This is a genomic window from Streptomyces sp. NPDC085481 (assembly GCF_044541845.1).
Lineage (GTDB): Bacteria > Actinomycetota > Actinomycetes > Streptomycetales > Streptomycetaceae > Streptomyces.
Genome location: NZ_JBITTJ010000002.1, coordinates 622,880 through 637,883, shown reverse-complemented (window position 1 = coordinate 637,883; position 15,004 = coordinate 622,880). Strand labels below are relative to the sequence as shown.

Annotated in this window: 13 protein-coding genes and 1 pseudogene; 4 read left to right on the top strand and 10 right to left on the bottom strand. The window is 72.9% G+C overall.

Features of this window, described 5'->3' with window-relative positions; translation table 11 throughout:
• The first annotated feature begins 660 nt into the window (after positions 1 to 660).
• Complete coding sequence (gene trpS, locus ACIGEZ_RS08790) at positions 661 to 1,659, top strand: tryptophan--tRNA ligase (RefSeq protein WP_399827553.1); 999 nt, start codon at positions 661 to 663, stop codon at positions 1,657 to 1,659.
• Here the strand turns inward: trpS and ACIGEZ_RS08785 are convergent.
• Positions 1,626 to 2,621 carry a GlxA family transcriptional regulator gene (locus tag ACIGEZ_RS08785; RefSeq protein ID WP_399827551.1) on the bottom strand — a complete coding sequence of 332 codons (996 nt, stop codon included), beginning with the start codon at positions 2,619 to 2,621 and terminating at the stop codon, positions 1,626 to 1,628. The genes trpS and ACIGEZ_RS08785 overlap by 34 nt on opposite strands.
• A gap of 75 nt (positions 2,622 to 2,696) precedes the next feature.
• Here ACIGEZ_RS08785 and ACIGEZ_RS08780 point away from each other — a divergent pair, with 75 nt between their 5' ends.
• The gene (locus ACIGEZ_RS08780) at positions 2,697 to 3,287 is read left to right on the top strand and encodes a cysteine hydrolase family protein (RefSeq protein ID WP_399827549.1); all 591 of its coding nucleotides are present in this window, start codon (positions 2,697 to 2,699) and stop codon (positions 3,285 to 3,287) included.
• A 5-nt stretch (positions 3,288 to 3,292) separates the two neighbouring features.
• Here ACIGEZ_RS08780 and proC read toward each other — a convergent pair whose 3' ends face one another.
• The 5 genes and pseudogenes from proC to ACIGEZ_RS08755 form a co-directional block, all read right to left on the bottom strand.
• Positions 3,293 to 4,102, bottom strand: a complete 810-nt coding sequence (proC, locus tag ACIGEZ_RS08775; RefSeq protein ID WP_399827546.1) for a pyrroline-5-carboxylate reductase — start codon at positions 4,100 to 4,102, stop codon at positions 3,293 to 3,295.
• Positions 4,103 to 4,187: 85 nt separating this feature from the next.
• Entirely contained in the window at positions 4,188 to 4,925 is a 738-nt protein-coding gene (locus ACIGEZ_RS08770; RefSeq protein WP_399827544.1) for an ABC transporter permease, read from the bottom strand.
• Positions 4,926 to 5,275: 350 nt separating this feature from the next.
• A pseudogene (locus tag ACIGEZ_RS08765) lies at positions 5,276 to 6,070 on the bottom strand (ABC transporter ATP-binding protein); the annotation flags it as partial.
• Between the two features lie 84 nt (positions 6,071 to 6,154).
• On the bottom strand, positions 6,155 to 6,673 hold the full coding sequence (locus ACIGEZ_RS08760; RefSeq protein ID WP_399827541.1) for a hypothetical protein: 519 nt from the start codon (positions 6,671 to 6,673) through the stop codon (positions 6,155 to 6,157).
• 86 nt (positions 6,674 to 6,759) lie between these two features.
• Entirely contained in the window at positions 6,760 to 7,032 is a 273-nt protein-coding gene (locus ACIGEZ_RS08755; protein ID WP_399827540.1) for an SH3 domain-containing protein, read from the bottom strand.
• A 159-nt stretch (positions 7,033 to 7,191) separates the two neighbouring features.
• Here ACIGEZ_RS08755 and ACIGEZ_RS08750 point away from each other — a divergent pair, with 159 nt between their 5' ends.
• Positions 7,192 to 9,333 (top strand): PQQ-binding-like beta-propeller repeat protein, encoded by a 2,142-nt coding sequence (locus tag ACIGEZ_RS08750; protein WP_399827538.1) that lies wholly within the window; start codon positions 7,192 to 7,194, stop codon positions 9,331 to 9,333.
• A 152-nt stretch (positions 9,334 to 9,485) separates the two neighbouring features.
• Here ACIGEZ_RS08750 and ilvD read toward each other — a convergent pair whose 3' ends face one another.
• From ilvD to ACIGEZ_RS08730, 4 genes are all read right to left on the bottom strand, one after another.
• Positions 9,486 to 11,339: a dihydroxy-acid dehydratase gene (ilvD, locus tag ACIGEZ_RS08745; protein WP_399827536.1), complete on the bottom strand. Its 1,854-nt coding sequence runs from the start codon at positions 11,337 to 11,339 to the stop codon at positions 9,486 to 9,488.
• A 104-nt stretch (positions 11,340 to 11,443) separates the two neighbouring features.
• Entirely contained in the window at positions 11,444 to 12,073 is a 630-nt protein-coding gene (locus ACIGEZ_RS08740) for a TetR family transcriptional regulator (protein ID WP_399827534.1), read from the bottom strand.
• Entirely contained in the window at positions 12,070 to 13,026 is a 957-nt protein-coding gene (locus tag ACIGEZ_RS08735; RefSeq protein WP_399827531.1) for a sugar phosphate isomerase/epimerase family protein, read from the bottom strand. Before ACIGEZ_RS08735 ends, ACIGEZ_RS08740 begins: the two co-directional genes overlap by 4 nt.
• Before the next feature lie 76 nt (positions 13,027 to 13,102).
• Complete coding sequence (locus ACIGEZ_RS08730; protein WP_399827530.1) at positions 13,103 to 14,029, bottom strand: Ppx/GppA family phosphatase; 927 nt, start codon at positions 14,027 to 14,029, stop codon at positions 13,103 to 13,105.
• Between the two features lie 41 nt (positions 14,030 to 14,070).
• Between ACIGEZ_RS08730 and ACIGEZ_RS08725 the strand changes: the two genes are divergently transcribed.
• Positions 14,071 to 14,961, top strand: a complete 891-nt coding sequence (locus tag ACIGEZ_RS08725; RefSeq protein WP_399827526.1) for a hypothetical protein — start codon at positions 14,071 to 14,073, stop codon at positions 14,959 to 14,961.
• The last annotated feature ends 43 nt before the right edge of the window (positions 14,962 to 15,004 follow it).

The following is a 15,004-nucleotide window of genomic DNA, read 5'->3' as shown; positions in this document are numbered from 1 at the left end:
CTGTTGAGTTCTCAAGGTGCGGACGCTTCCTTTGTACTCACCCTCGCGGGCTTTCCTCCGGGCGCTTCCTTCGTTTCCGACTCTATCAGATCTTTTCGATCCGATTTCCTCGGTGCTTTCCGGTCCCTTTCGCTTTCGCTCCGGGCCCTTCCGGCGTTTCCGACTCTATCAGATCCTTTCGGGCCTGATTCCCGGTCAGCGGGAGTTGTCTTCGCGGCTGTTGGGCCGTTCCGACGAGTGAGACTTTAGCGGATTCCCCGCCTCCGACGCTAATCGGGGGCTCGCGCTCAAACCTTCGAACGCAGATTCCTCATTTCGCAAAAACGCACGGAAAGCAATGACGGGACGACGAATCGACACCGTCAGGTGCTGAAGTGGTTCTTGCGGAATGGCTGTCCGGGGCCGACCGGAGTCGGTGCTCACGTCGGACAACCCGGAGAACACTACGGACGGGGGAAACCCGTGTCAACCCCGGGCCTGGTGCGTACTCTGTGCGTATGACTACGCATGCGCACACCACCCAGTGGTGGGCCGCCTGACCGGCGGCCCGTACTCACGCATGCAGACAACGGCCGCCGACTCGGCGGCCGTTCGCGTATCCCCCTCCGGGAGCCCGGCCGACGGGTCGGCGGCGTTCCGGAGAGAGGGAGGACGAACGCGATGAAGCGCATCTTCAGTGGGGTCAAGCCGACCGGGCATCTGACGCTGGGCAACTACCTCGGGGCCGTACGGCGGTGGGTCGAGGTGGACCAGCACCAGGCCGACGCCCTGTTCAGCGTGGTGGACCTGCACGCGCTGACCGTCGAGCACGATCCGGCCCGGGTGAGGCGGCTGAGCCGGCAGGCGGCGACGCTGCTGCTCGCGGCGGGGCTGGATCCCGAGCGGTGCACCGTCTTCGTCCAGAGTCATGTGGACGAGCACGCGCGGCTGTCCTACCTGCTCGAGTGCACGGCCACGGACGGCGAGCTGCGGCGGATGATCCAGTACCGGGAGAAGAGCGTCCGGGCACGGGAGGCCGGGCAGAGCGTGCGGCTGTCGCTGCTGACGTATCCGGTGCTGATGGCGGCGGACATCCTCGCGTACGGGACCGACGAGGTGCCGGTGGGGGACGACCAGACCCAGCACGTCGAGCTGACGCGGGATCTCGCGGTGCGGTTCAACCAGCGGTACGGGCACGTCTTCACCGTGCCGAAGGCGACGCATCCTGTGGTGGCGGCGCGGGTCATGGACCTGCAGGACCCGAGGTCGATGATGGGGAAGTCGCACGAGAACGGGGCGGGGATCGTCTATCTGCTCGACGACGCGGACGCGGTGCGGCGGAAGGTCATGCGGGCCGTGACGGACAGCGGGCGTGAGGTCGTGTACGACCGGGAGGCCAGTCCGGGGGTGGCGAACCTGCTCGATCTGCTTGCGGCGGCGACGGGTGGGAACCCGATCGAGCTTTCCGGTGTATACGAGTCGTACGGATCTTTGAAGAAGGACACGGCGGAGGCGGTCGTCGAGCTGCTGCGGCCGGTGCGGGAGCGGCATGCCGCGCTCGCGGCGGACCAGGGGTATGTCGACGGGGTCCTGCGGAAGGGGGCCGAGCGGGCGCGGGGGATGGCGCGGCCGGTGGTCGACCGGGCCTATCGGGCGATCGGGCTGCTGCCGGCCGTGTGACGGAAGGCGTTGCGGTAGTCGCGCGGGCTGGTGGCGAGGTGCGAGGCGAAGTGCTGGCGCATCGTGACCTCGCTGCCGAACCCCGCGCGGCGGGCCACTTCGGGGAGGGGGTGATCGGTGAGTTCGAGGAGTTTCTGGGCGGCGGCGACGCGCTGGGTGATGAGCCAGTGGAGGGGGGTGGTGCCGGTGGTGGCCTGGAAGTGGCGGGCGAAGGAGCGTGGGGACATCCCGACGTGGGCGGCCAGGCTCGCGATGGTGTGGGGCTGGTCGATGTGGGCGAGGGCGTGGGCGCGGACGGCGGCCAGGGCGTCGGCGTCGCGGTCGGCGCGCGGCGTGGGGTGTTCGATGAACTGGGCCTGGGTGCCGGTGCGGAAGGGGGCGGTGACCATGGAGCGGGCGATGGTGGCGGCGACCTCGGCGCCGTGGGCGGTGCGGACGAGGTGGAGGCACAGGTCGATACCGGCGGCGGTGCCGGCCGAGGTCCAGATACCCGTGTCCTCGACGAACAGCGCCTCGGGCTCGACGCTGACCTTCGGGTGGCGGTCGGCGAGGGTCTGAGCCAGGTACCAGTGGGTGACCGCGCGGCGGCCGTCGAGAAGGCCGGCGCGGGCGAGGACGAAGGCGCCCGCGCACAGGGAGGCAACGGGAACGCCGGCGGTGTGGGCGCGGCGCAGTGCGTCGAGGACGGGTTCGGGGAAGTCGGCGGCGGGGTCCTCGATGCCGGGGACGACGGCGAGGTCCGTGGGGCCGAGGTCGTCGAGCCAGTCGATCGGTCGGTCGGGGGTGAGGCTGAGGCCGCCGCGGAGGGGCACGGGGGTGGCCGGGTCGGCGGCGGCACGGTGGAGCGCGAAGGGAGGGACGCCGCGGCGGCGTCGGTCGGTGCCCCAGACCTCGGTGATCACGGAGACGCCGAAGGCGCGGATGCCGGGGAAGGCGATGAGGGCGATGCGCTGCGGCGACATGGCTGGCAGTAAACCATCGATCGCTGGCTTTTCCACCCCTGGGGCGGCGGACCGTCAGGTTGCAGGATCGTGGGCATGGAGATCAACGAGAACGCGGCGCTGGTGGTCATCGACGTACAGAAGGGGTTCGAGGAGGAGTTCTGGGGGCGGCGGGACAACCCGGGGGCCGAGGGGAACATCGCGGCCCTGATCGATCGGTGGCAGGAGACGGGGCGGCCGGTCGTGTTCGTGCGGCACGACTCGGTGGAGGGTTCGCGGTCGCCGCTGCGGACCGGGCACGTGGGCAACGAGTTCAAGGACTTCGTCGAGGAGCGGCGGGGGAAGGGGGCGGGGCCGGAGCTGCTGGTCACGAAGAGCGTGAACTCGGCGTTCTACGGGGAGCCGGACCTGGACGCCTGGCTGAAGGGGTCGGGCATCGGGCAGATCGTGATCGTCGGGATCCAGACGAACATGTGCAACGAGACGACCGCGCGGATGGGCGGCAACCTCGGGTACGACGTGGTGTTCCCGCTGGATGCGATGCACACCTTCGACCTGGCCGGGCCGTTCGGGTGGACGCAGACGGCGGAGGAGCTGACCCGGGCGACGGCGGTGTCGCTGCACGGTGGGCGGTTCGCCCGGGTCGTGAGCACGGAGGACGTGCTGGAGGGCGCGGCCACGCGCTAGGTTTCTCAGCCGTTACCGGAGGCGAGCTCGCGGCTGCGGTCGCGGGCGGCCTCCAGGGCGGCGATCAGGGCGGCCCGTACGCCGTGGTTCTCCAGCTCGCGGATGGCGCTGATGGTGGTGCCGGCCGGGGAGGTGACGGCCTCGCGGAGCTTGACCGGGTGTTCGCCGCTGTCGCGGAGCATGACGGCGGCGCCGATGGCGGCCTGGACGATCAGGTCGTGGGCCTGGGCGCGGGGCAGGCCGAGGAGGATGCCGGCGTCGGTCATGGCCTCGACGAGGTAGTAGAAGTAGGCCGGGCCGGAGCCGGAGAGTGCGGTGGCGGCGTCCTGCTGGGACTCGGGGACGCGCAGGGTCTTGCCGACGCCGCCGAAGATCTCCTCGGTGTGGGCGAGGTGCCCGGGGGTGGCGTGGCTGCCGGCGGAGATCACGGACATGCCCTCGTCGACGAGGACGGGGGTGTTGGGCATGACGCGCACGACGGGGGTGCCGGCGGCCAGGCGTTCCTCGATGAAGGCGGTGGGGATGCCGGCGGCGGCGCTGATGACCAGGCGGTCGGTGGCGACGTGCGGGGCGAGTTCGTCGAGGAGGCGGCCCATGTCCTGGGGCTTCACGGCGAGGATGAGGGTGTCGGCGCGCTTGGCGGCGTCGGCGTTGGTGACGGCCTCGACTCCGTAGCGGGCGTGGAGTTCTTCGGCGCGTTCGGTGCGGCGCGCGGTGACCAGGAGGTTGGCGGGGCGCCAGCCGGCGCGGATCATGCCACTGAGGAGCGCTTCACCGATCTTGCCGGTGCCGAGGACTGCGACGGTCTGGGTCATGGCTCTGTTCACCTCGCCGGAGGGGGTTACGTGCCGTCATCCTCGCACCGGCGGGCGGGGTGTGCGGCACGTGTCCGAGGGGCGGTCACGCGGTGCGGCGGCGGAGGGTCGCGGCGCCGAGGGCGAGGACGAGGACGGCGCAGCCGGCGACGACCAGGGCGTCGCGGACGAAGTCGGTGGTGACGTCGGTATGGCGCAGGACCTGGTTCATGCCGTCGACGGCGTACGACATGGGCAGGACGTCGGAGAGGGCTTCGAGTGCGGGGTTCATGCGGTCGCGCGGGGTGAACAGGCCGCAGAGCAGCAGCTGCGGGAAGATCACGGCCGGCATGAACTGGACGGCCTGGAACTCGGAGGCGGCGAAGGCGGAGACGAACAGGCCGAGGGCCGTGCCGAGCAGTGCGTCGAGCAGGGCGACCAGGAGCAGCAGCCAGGGGGAGCCGATGACGTCGAGGCCGAGGGCCCACAGGGCGAGGCCGGTGGCGAGGACGGACTGGACGACGGCGAGGAGGCCGAAGGCGAGGGCGTAGCCGGCGATGAGGTCGCCCTTGCCGAGGGGCATGGCGAGGAGGCGCTCCAGGGTGCCGGACGTGCGTTCGCGCAGGGTGGCGATGGAGGTCACCAGGAACATGGTGATCAGCGGGAAGATGCCGAGCAGCGAGGCGCCGATGCTGTCGAAGGTCTGCGGGCTGCCGTCGAAGACGTAGCGGAGCAGGAGCAGCATCAGGCACGGCACGAGCAGCATCAGGGCGATCGACCGCGGGTCGTGCCGGAGCTGACGCAGCACGCGGGCGGCGGTGGCGAGGGTGCGGGCGCTGCTCATGGGCGGGACTCCTCGGCGGAGGCGGGGTCGGGATCGGGGGCGGCCGGGGGAGAGACGGGGTCGGCGGGGGCTGGGACCGGGCCGACGGCCGGGTCTGAGGCCGTGGCCGGGGCCGGGGTGGCGGCCGGGGCCGAGGCCGGAGTGGCGGCGGGGGCCGGGGCCTGGGTCGAGGCCGGGGCCGGGGCCGGGGTCGAGGTCGAGGCCGGGGCCGGGGTGGCGGCTGGGGCTGAAGCCAGGGCCAGGGTGGCGGCCGAGGCCGGGGTGGGGGCCGGGTCTGAGGCCGGGGTGGCGGCCGGGGCCGAGGCCGGGGTGGCGACCGGGGCCGGGGCCGGAGTGGCGGCCGAGGCCGGGGTGGCGGCTGGGTCGGCGGCGGCGTTGGCTCGGGCTGTTGCGGCGTCCACCAGGTGGAGGAAGGCTTCTTCGACGGTGGCCGTGTCGCTGCGGCGGCGGAGGGCTTCGGGGGTGTCGTCGGCGAGGAGTTCGCCCTCGCGGAGCAGGAGCAGGCTGTGGCAGCGCTCGGCCTCGTCCATGACGTGCGAGGAGACCAGGAGCGTGGTGCCGCGGTCGGCCGCGATGCGGTGGAACAGGTCCCACAGGTCGCGGCGGAGTACGGGGTCGAGGCCGACGGTCGGTTCGTCGAGGACCAGGAGCTCGGGGGTGCCGAGCAGGGCGACGGCGAGCGAGGCCCGGCTGCGCTGGCCGCCGGAGAGCCGGCCCGCGAGGGCGTCGGCGTGCGAGGCGAGGTCGACGTCGGCGACGGCCTGGTCGACCAGGGCGTGGCGCTCGGCGCGGTGCGCGCGGCCGGGGAGGAGCACGGCGGCGAAGTAGTCGAGGTTCTGGCGGACGGTGAGGTCGTCGTAGACGGACGGAGCCTGGGTGACGTAGCCGATGCGGGGGCGCAGGGCCGGGTCGCCGGCGGGGCGGCCGAGGACGTCGAGGGTGCCGGTGACCTTGGCCTGGGTGCCGACGATCGCGCGCATGAGGGTGGTCTTGCCGCAGCCGGAGGGACCGAGGAGGCCGGTGATCCGGCCGGGCGGGACCGTGAAGTCGAGGCCGCGCAGGACGGTGCGGTCGCCGCGTACGACGGTGAGGCCCGCCGCGACGATCGCGCCGGCGGGGGCGGCGCCACCGGTTTTATTCACCATGTGATGAATAATGGGCCTGGGGGTGCCCGGGCGTCAAGGATGCGGTGATGGTTGCGGTGCGGTGCGGTGACTGCGCGCCGGCGTTCAGCCGCGCTTCTTCTTGCGGGTCGACGGGTTGCCCGTACGGTTCGAGCGGCGCTTGTCGTACCGGGCGCGGGCCGTCTCGTACTCCGCGCGGTGGAGCTTCTCGCCGGGGGCCTCGGTGAAGGAGCGGCAGAAGTAGGCGAGGAGCACACCGATGAAGCCGATGGCCTTGACGCTGCGCAGGGCGTCCTCGCGGGCCTGGTCGGCCGGGCGGCGGGAGAAGCCCTCCCAGGTCTTGCGGAAGGCGATGGCGCTGCAGATCGCGAACATCACGACGACGAGCGTGTTGACGAAGCCGCCGACCTCCGCGATCTCCAGGCCCTGGTACCCGAAGCGCAGGACGAAGCCGCCCGCGACGGCGGCCGCGAGCGAACCGGCGGCGACGGCGACGCGGCGCAGGGCGTAGTTGCCGCTGTGCTCGAGCCAGGTCGTGCCGAAGAAGCGGATCTCCTCGGGCTGCGGTCCGGCCGGAGTGGCAGGGGTGGCCGGAGTGGCGGGGGTGCGGTTCTCGTCGCTCACAGGGTCGATTATCCCCGGTGGCGACGAAAACCGGTCGGCCCCCGCGGCCGGGCCAACCGCGACAGTCGGCCAGCCGCGACAGCCGGTCAGCCGCAGCGGCGGGTCACGTAGCCGTCGGTGCCCGTGCGCACGTACGCGTCGGAGACGTACTCGCCCGGCGCGATGTTGTCCCAGATGTTGGTGGTGCCGTACGGGCCGGTGACCCAGGTGCCCGGCGCCTGGCAGTAGATCGCCACCGTCGTGCCGGCGTTGAGCGCGCGGACGATCGGGTACTGGGTGCCCGGGCCCGAGCGGACGTTGAGCCGGACGCCCGGGGCGACCGGGTAGCGGGTCGTCGTCATGGATTCCTGCGTGCTCATTGCATGCTCCCCCGTTGACGCAAAGAAGTGTTCCGCCGAGCCTCACGCTCCGCGACGCGCAGGCTAGCAAGCCCCACCGGATTCGGCCGCACCATCGACTAGGCTCCGTGCGTCGCGCACGCGCGCGAAACTCGACGGGGAACCACACGGGGGTCGGCGATGCCGCCGTTGCGCAGTACCGGTGCCGACCGGGAAGCGGAAGAGCCCGAGTACGCGGGCGAGTACCGGCTGCAAGCCCGTCTCGGCTCCGGTGGCATGGGTGTGGTGCATCTGGCCAGATCGGCCTCGGGGCTGCGGCTCGCGGTCAAGGTGGTGCACGCGCAGTACGCGGCGGACCCCGAGTTCAGGGCCCGGTTCCGGCAGGAGGTCGCCGCCGCACGGCGGGTGAGCGGGGCGTTCACCGCGCCGGTCGTGGACGCCGATCCCGATGACGTACGCCCGTGGATGGCGACGCTCTACGTGCCGGGGCCCACGCTCGCCGACCAGGTGAAGCAGAGCGGGCCGCTGTCCCCCGCCGAACTGCGCCGGCTCACCGCCGGGCTCGCGGAGGCGCTGCGCGACATCCACCGGGCCGGGGTGGTGCACCGCGACCTCAAGCCGAGCAACGTCCTGCTGACGGACACCGGGCCGAAGGTGATCGACTTCGGGATCTCCCGGCCCGTCGACAGCGACCTGCACACGGAGACGGGGAAGCTGATCGGCTCGCCGCCGTTCATGGCGCCCGAGCAGTTCCAGCGGCCGAGGGAGGTCGGGCCCGCGGCGGACGTGTTCGCGCTGGGCTCCGTGCTCGTGCACGCGGCGACCGGGCACGGGCCGTTCGACTCCGACAGCCCGTACATCGTGGCGTACCAGGTCGTGCACGACGAGCCCGACCTGACGGGCGTCCCCGACGACCTCGCCCCGCTGGTGGCCCGCTGCCTCGCCAAGGAGCCGGCCGACCGGCCGACGCCCGCCGAGATCATGGCGGCGCTGCTGCCCCCTTCGTACGAGGCGGCCGCCTTCATACCCGCCCAGCGGCGGCCCCTGGCGCCGGCCGGGGCAACTCCGGCCGCTCCCGCGTGGGACGCCGAGACGCCCGTACGGGTCCCCGCTCCCCCGCGGCGCCCGCGCAGGAAGCTGCCGATCGCGCTCGGCGCGCTGCTCGCGCTCGCGGTGGGCGGCGGCGGCGCGCTCGCCCTGGGCCTCGGCCTCGGGGACGCGCCCCGGACACCGCGTCAGCCCGTCGAGGCGGCCGAGACCTTCAGCGGCTGGCAGACCGCGCTGAGGAAGGACGGCGACCCCGGCGCGCCGTCGTGCACCCATGCGGCGGGCGCCCTGTTCTGCTCCGGCCGCGGGATCGCCGCCGCCCGGCTCGACCCGGCCACCGGCAAGATCGCCTGGTCGCGCCCCGGCCCCGGGGACTCGGTCGGCCCGCAGGCGCCCGCGCCGCTCGGCGGCGGGCGGCTCGCCGCCGCCTCGGCGACCGGAGAGCTGCGGGCGTACGCGGCCGCCGACGGCGCCCCCGCCTGGCACCGCCCGGCCGCCGCACGCGCCGAGCGGGCCCACCCGGCCGGCGACACGCTGGTCCTCTCCAACGGCACCGCCACCCTGAGGGCCCTCGACGGGGCCGACGGGCGGGAGCTGTGGCACGGTCAGCCGGCCGGGCACACCTCGCCCGTGCTCGGGCCGTACGACCCGGCGACCGGCCTGCTCACCGTGTCCGAGACCCTCGCCGACGGCACGCACACCCGGGTCAGCGCCGTCCGGCCGCGCACCGGCGAGGTCGTCTGGCAGCAGCGGCTGAACGGCGTCCTCACCCCGGTGGGGACCGGTGACGGCGGGACGGTGGTCCTGCTCTCCACCGACCGGGCGGGGCGCGCGGACGCCCTGGTGCACTACGAACCGGCGCGCCAGGCGGTCCGGCGGGTGCCCCTGGAGTACCTGTTCAGCGAGCCCTACATCGCCGTGCGCGGGCACGTCGCCTACCTGCTGACGCCGACCGGGCGGCTGACCGCCGTGGACACCTCCGACGGGCGCGGGCGGGTGCTGTGGGAGCTGGAGACGGCCGCCGCGAACGTCTCCCCGCCGGTCGTCGACGAGGACGGCGGCCGGCTGTACCTGTCCTCGTCCGACGGGCGGCTGCTCGCCGTCGACACCCGGCGCGGCGCACTGCTCGGGCAGACCCCGCCGCGGCTGCGGGACGGGCGGCTCACCTACGCGCCGTCGGTGCCCGCCCCGGTCGTCGTCGGCGGGCGGGTCTTCGGGACGGCGCCGGACGGGTCGGTCTTCGCGGTGGACGCCGGGAATCCGGCGGGCTGGTGACCTGCGGCTGATGACACCGGGCCGGTGACACCGGGCTGATGACACCGGGTTGGTGACCTGCGGCTGATGGCACGCGCCTGGTGACCTGCTGCCCGTGAACGCGGAAAGGCGGGCCCTCAAGGCCCCGCCTTTCCTCACGTACGCGCTCGGCGTCAGCCCAGCTTCGAGACGTCCCGCACCGCGCCCTTGTCCGCGCTCGTCGCCATCGCGGCGTACGCGCGCAGGGCCGCCGAGACCTTGCGTTCACGGTTCTTCGGCGCGTACACGCCGCCCAGCGCCGCACGCCGGGCGGCGAGGGTGGCCTCGTCGACCAGGAGCTCGATCGAGCGGCTCGGGATGTCGATCCGGATCCGGTCGCCGTCCTCGACGAGCGCGATGGTGCCGCCCGAGGCCGCCTCCGGGGAGGCGTGGCCGATGGACAGGCCCGAGGTGCCGCCGGAGAAGCGGCCGTCCGTCACCAGCGCGCAGGTCTTGCCCAGGCCCCGGCCCTTGAGGAAGGAGGTCGGGTAGAGCATCTCCTGCATGCCGGGGCCGCCCTTGGGGCCCTCGTAGCGGATGACGACGACGTCGCCGTGCTTGACCTGCTTGTTGAGGATCTTCTCGACGGCCTCGTCCTGCGAGTCGCACACGACGGCCGGGCCCTCGAAGGTCCAGATCGACTCGTCGACGCCGGCCGTCTTCACCACGCAGCCGTCGACGGCGATGTTGCCGCGCAGCACGGCGAGGCCGCCGTCCTTGGAGTAGGCGTGGCCCGCGTCGCGGATGCAGCCGCCGGCCGCGTCCACGTCGAGGGTGTCCCAGCGCTCCGACTGGGAGAAGGCCTCCGCGGAGCGGACGCAGCCGGGGGCCGCGTGGAACAGCTCGACGGCCTCGTCGGAGGGCGAGCCGCCGCGCACGTCCCAGGCGTCCAGCCACTCCTTGATGGAGCGGGAGTGGACCGCGTGGACGTCCTCGTCGAGGAGCCCGGCGCGGTACAGCTCGCCCAGGATGGCGGGGATGCCGCCGGCCCGGTGCACGTCCTCCATGTAGTACGTGCCGCGCGGGGCGACGTTCGGGGCGACCTTGGCCAGGCAGGGCACACGGCGCGAGACGGCGTCCATGTCGCTCAGGCCGTAGTCGAGACCGGCCTCCTGGGCGGCGGCGAGCAGGTGCAGGATCGTGTTGGTGGAGCCGCCCATGGCGATGTCGAGGGCCATGGCGTTCTCGAAGGCGCCGCGGGTGGCGATGCTGCGCGGCAGGACGGAGGCGTCGTCCTCGTCGTAGTAGCGGCGGGTGAGGTCGACGACCGTGCGGGCGGCGTTCTCGTACAGCGCGCGCCGGGCGGTGTGGGTGGCGAGGACGGTGCCGTTGCCCGGCAGGGAGAGGCCGATGGCCTCGGTCAGGCAGTTCATCGAGTTGGCGGTGAACATGCCGGAACAGGACCCGCAGGTCGGACAGGCGTTCTCCTCGATGCGGAGGATGTCCTCGTCGGAGACGTTGTCGTTGACCGCCTCGGAGATGGCGTCGACCAGGTCGAGGGTGCGGACCGTGCCGTCGACGAGGGTCGCGCGGCCGGACTCCATCGGGCCGCCGGAGACGAAGACGGTCGGGATGTTGAGGCGCAGGGCGGCCATCAGCATGCCGGGGGTGATCTTGTCGCAGTTGGAGATGCAGATCAGGGCGTCGGCGCAGTGCGCCTCGACCATGTACTCCACGCTGTCGGCGATCAGGTCGCGCGACGGCAGGCTGTAGAGCATGCCGCCGTGGCCCATGGCGATGCCGTCGTCGACGGCGATGGTGTTGAACTCGCGGGCGATGCCGCCGGCGGCCGTGATGGCCTCGGAGACGATCCGGCCCACCGGCTGGAGGTGGGTGTGGCCGGGGACGAACTCCGTGAAGGAGTTCGCCACCGCGATGATCGGCTTCCGGCCGATGTCGGCGCCCGGTACACCGGAGGCGCGCATAAGGGCGCGTGCGCCCGCCATGTTGCGGCCGTGGGTGACAGTGCGGGACCTCAGCTCGGGCATCGTCGCTCGCTCCTCGTGATGGGTTTGTCTGCAGTCGAGCGTACGCTCCGACTCCAAGATCTGGACACACTGTCCGTATGGCGGACGGGGAGTTCAGCTTTCGGTCAGGGCTGGGTCAGATAGCGCTGGAGGGTCGGCGACACCTGGGCCACGATCTCCTCCGGGTCCGCCGAGGCCAGCGGCTCGACCTTGATCACGTACCGCAGGATCGCGATCCCGATCATGTGCGAGGCGGCCAGCTCCGCGCGGAACTTCGGCTCCGGTACGTCGAGGTCGGCGGCGATCCGTTCGAGCAGCCGCCGCAGCACGAAGCCGCGCAGCACCTTCGCCGCCGCCTCGTGCGTCAGCGCGGAGCGGACGATGGCCAGGAGCGGGGCGCGGGTCGCCGGGTTCTCCCACACGGAGATGAAGAAGCGGGCGAGCCGCTCGCCGATGGCGTCCCGGGGGCCGCCGACGATCAGCGGGATCGCGTTCGCCGGCTCGAAGGACACCTCGATCGCGGCGGCGAAGACCTCGTCCTTCGTACCGAAGTAGTGGTGCACGAGCGCGGGGTCGACCCCGGCGGCCTTGGCGATGCCGCGCACGGAGGTCTTGTCGTAGCCCCGCTCGGCGAACTGCGTCCGCGCCGCCTGGAGGATCCGCTCGCGCGCGCCGGGTCCGCCCTCGTCCGCGGCGGTACGGGAGGGGCGGCCGCGCCGCCGGGGGGCGGACGGCTCCTCGGCCGGGCCGGTCATGCGCCGGGCACCCGGGGCGAGCCCTTGACCACCGAAGAACCCGAGGAACCCGAGGAACCCGAGGAACCCGAAGAGCCGGCGGAGCCTGCGGAGCCCCGAGAACCCGGAGAGCCCGCGGGGCCCCGGGAGCCGGGTGCGGCCGTCGCCGAGGCGGCGGCCAGGTGGAGGCGCGTGAAGGCGAGGGCCTCGGCGAGGTCGGCCTCGCGTTCGGCGGAGGACATCGCCCGGCGGGTGTTGACCTCGATGACGACATGGCCGTCGAAGCCGCTGCGGGCCAGGCCCTCCAGGAGCTCGGCGCACGGCTGGGTGCCGCGGCCCGGCACGAGGTGCTCGTCCTTGGCGGAGCCGCGCCCGTCGGCGAGGTGCACATGGCCGAGGCGGTCGCCCATGCGGTCGACCATGGCGAGGGCGTCGGTGCGGGCGGTCGCGGTGTGCGAGAGGTCGACGGTGAAGTGCCGGTAGTCGTCCTTGGTGACGTCCCACTCGGGGGCGTACGCGAGCATCTCGCGGTCCTTGTACCGCCACGGGTACATGTTCTCGACGGCGAACCGGACGTCCGTCTCGTCGGCCATCCGCCAGATGCCGGTCACGAAGTCCCGCGCGTACTGGCGCTGCCAGCGGAACGGCGGGTGCACGACGACCGTCGAGGCGCCCAGCTTCTCGGCGGCCGCCTGGGCGCGCTGGAGCTTGACCCACGGGTCGGTGGACCAGACGCGCTGGGTGATCAGCAGACAGGGGGCGTGGACGGCGAGGATCGGCACCTGGTGGTAGTCGGAGAGCCGGCGCAGCGCCTCGATGTCCTGGCTGACCGGATCGGTCCACACCATGATCTCGACACCGTCGTAACCGAGGCGCGCGGCGACCTCGAAGGCCGTCGCCGTCGACTCCGGATACACCGAGGCCGTCGACAGGGCGACCTTCGCATCCGGGATGCGCACCACTGGTTCTGCCACGGAGACAGGGTACGGGGCGGGCCGGAGGACCGGGGCGTGGTTCCGGTCACCCCCCCGGCACGCCCGGCCCGCACGCCTACGGCAGGTGGTCCAGGCGCCGCAGGATGACGCCCTCCCGCAGCGCCCAGGGGCAGATCTCCAGCTCCTCGACGCCGAACAGGTCCATCGCCCCCTCCGCGACCAGAGCGCCCGCGAGGAGCTGGCCGGCGCGGCCCTCGGAGACACCGGGGAGGGCGGCCCGCTCGGCGACGGTCATGGCGGCGAGCCGCGGCACCCACTCCTCCAGGGACTTGCGGGTCAGGTTCCGCTGGACGTACAGGCCGAAGCCCGAGCCGGGGGCGCCGGCGATCCGCGCCAGCTGCTTGAAGGTCTTCGAGGTGGCGACGACGTGGTCGGGGCGGCCGAAGCGGCTGAACTCGCCGACCGTGCGGGCGATCTGCGCCCGCACATGGCGGCGCAGCGCCTTCACGTCGGCCTGCTCCGCCGGGTCCCCGGGCAGCCAGCCCGAGGTGAGCCGGCCCGCGCCGAGCGGCAGCGAGACGGCCGCGTCGGGCTCCTCGTCGATGCCGAAGGCGACCTCGAGCGAGCCGCCGCCGATGTCGAGCAGGAACAGCTTGCCGGCGGACCAGCCGAACCAGCGTCGGGCGGCCAGGAAGGTGAGCCGGGCCTCCTCCTCGCCGGTCAGGACCTGCAGGGCGATGCCGGTCTCCGCGTACACGCGGGCGAGGACCGCGTCGGCGTTGCTGGCCTCGCGCACCGCGGAGGTCGCGAACGGCAGCACCTCCTCGCAACCCTTGTCCTCGGCGGCCGCGAGGGCCTCGCGGACCGTCGCGATGAGTCGCTCGACCCCCGCGTCCGCAATGGCCCCGCGCTCGTCGAGGAGCTCCGCGAGCCGCAGCTCCGCCTTGTGGGAGTGGGCGGGGATGGGGCGGGCGCCGGGGTGGGCGTCCACCACCAGCAGGTGCACTGTGTTCGAACCGACGTCGAGGACTCCGAGTCTCATGGACGGAACGCTACTGCTCGCACCCGCATACGCTTGTCGTTGTGCCAAAGACGAAAAAGGCGAAGCCGGGCAAAGAGCATGCCGGTGCGAACGCCAGCGACAGCGACAGCGCCGCCAAGGCGGCCAGGACCGCGCACGCGGCCAAGGCCGTGAAGGTCGGCAGGAAGCGGGCCAAGGGCGAGGAGCCCGACGAGAAGGGCCTGGACTTCCCGCGCGCCTGGGTGGAGTTCGCCGACCCGGACGACGAGGAGCAGGTCTACCGCTGCGACCTGACCTGGCTCACCTCCCGCTGGACCTGCATCTTCGGCAACGGCTGCCAGGGCATCCAGGAGGGGCGGGCCGACGACGGCTGCTGCACGCTGGGCGCGCACTTCTCCGACGAGGACGACGAGAAGCGGGTCGCCGAGCACGTGGCCCGGCTCACGCCCGAGCTGTGGCAGTTCCACGACGTCGGCACGGAGACGGGCTGGGTGCAGCTCGACGAGGACGGCGACCGGCAGACCCGCCGCTGGGAGGGCTCCTGCATCTTCCAGAACCGTCCCGGCTTCGCGGGCGGCGCGGGCTGCTCGCTGCACATCCTGGCGATGAAGGACGGCCGGGAGCCGCTCGAGACCAAGCCGGACGTGTGCTGGCAGCTGCCGGTTCGGCGGACGTACGACTGGATCGACCGCCCGGACGACACCAAGGTCCTCCAGGTGTCGATCGGCGAGTACGACCGGCGCGGCTGGGGTCCCGGCGGCCACGACCTGCACTGGTACTGCACGACGGCGACCTCTGCGCACGTGGGCGGGGAGCCTGTCTACGTCTCGTACCGGCCCGAGCTCGTCGAGATGATGGGCAAGGGGGCGTACGACGTCCTGGTCGGCCTGTGCGAGGCCCGGCTCGCCTCGCAGCTGCCGCTGGTCGCGCCGCACCCTGCGGACCCGGCGTAACGAGTCCTGGCGGTGCCGCGCGTCGCCGGCCCGGCGTGATCGG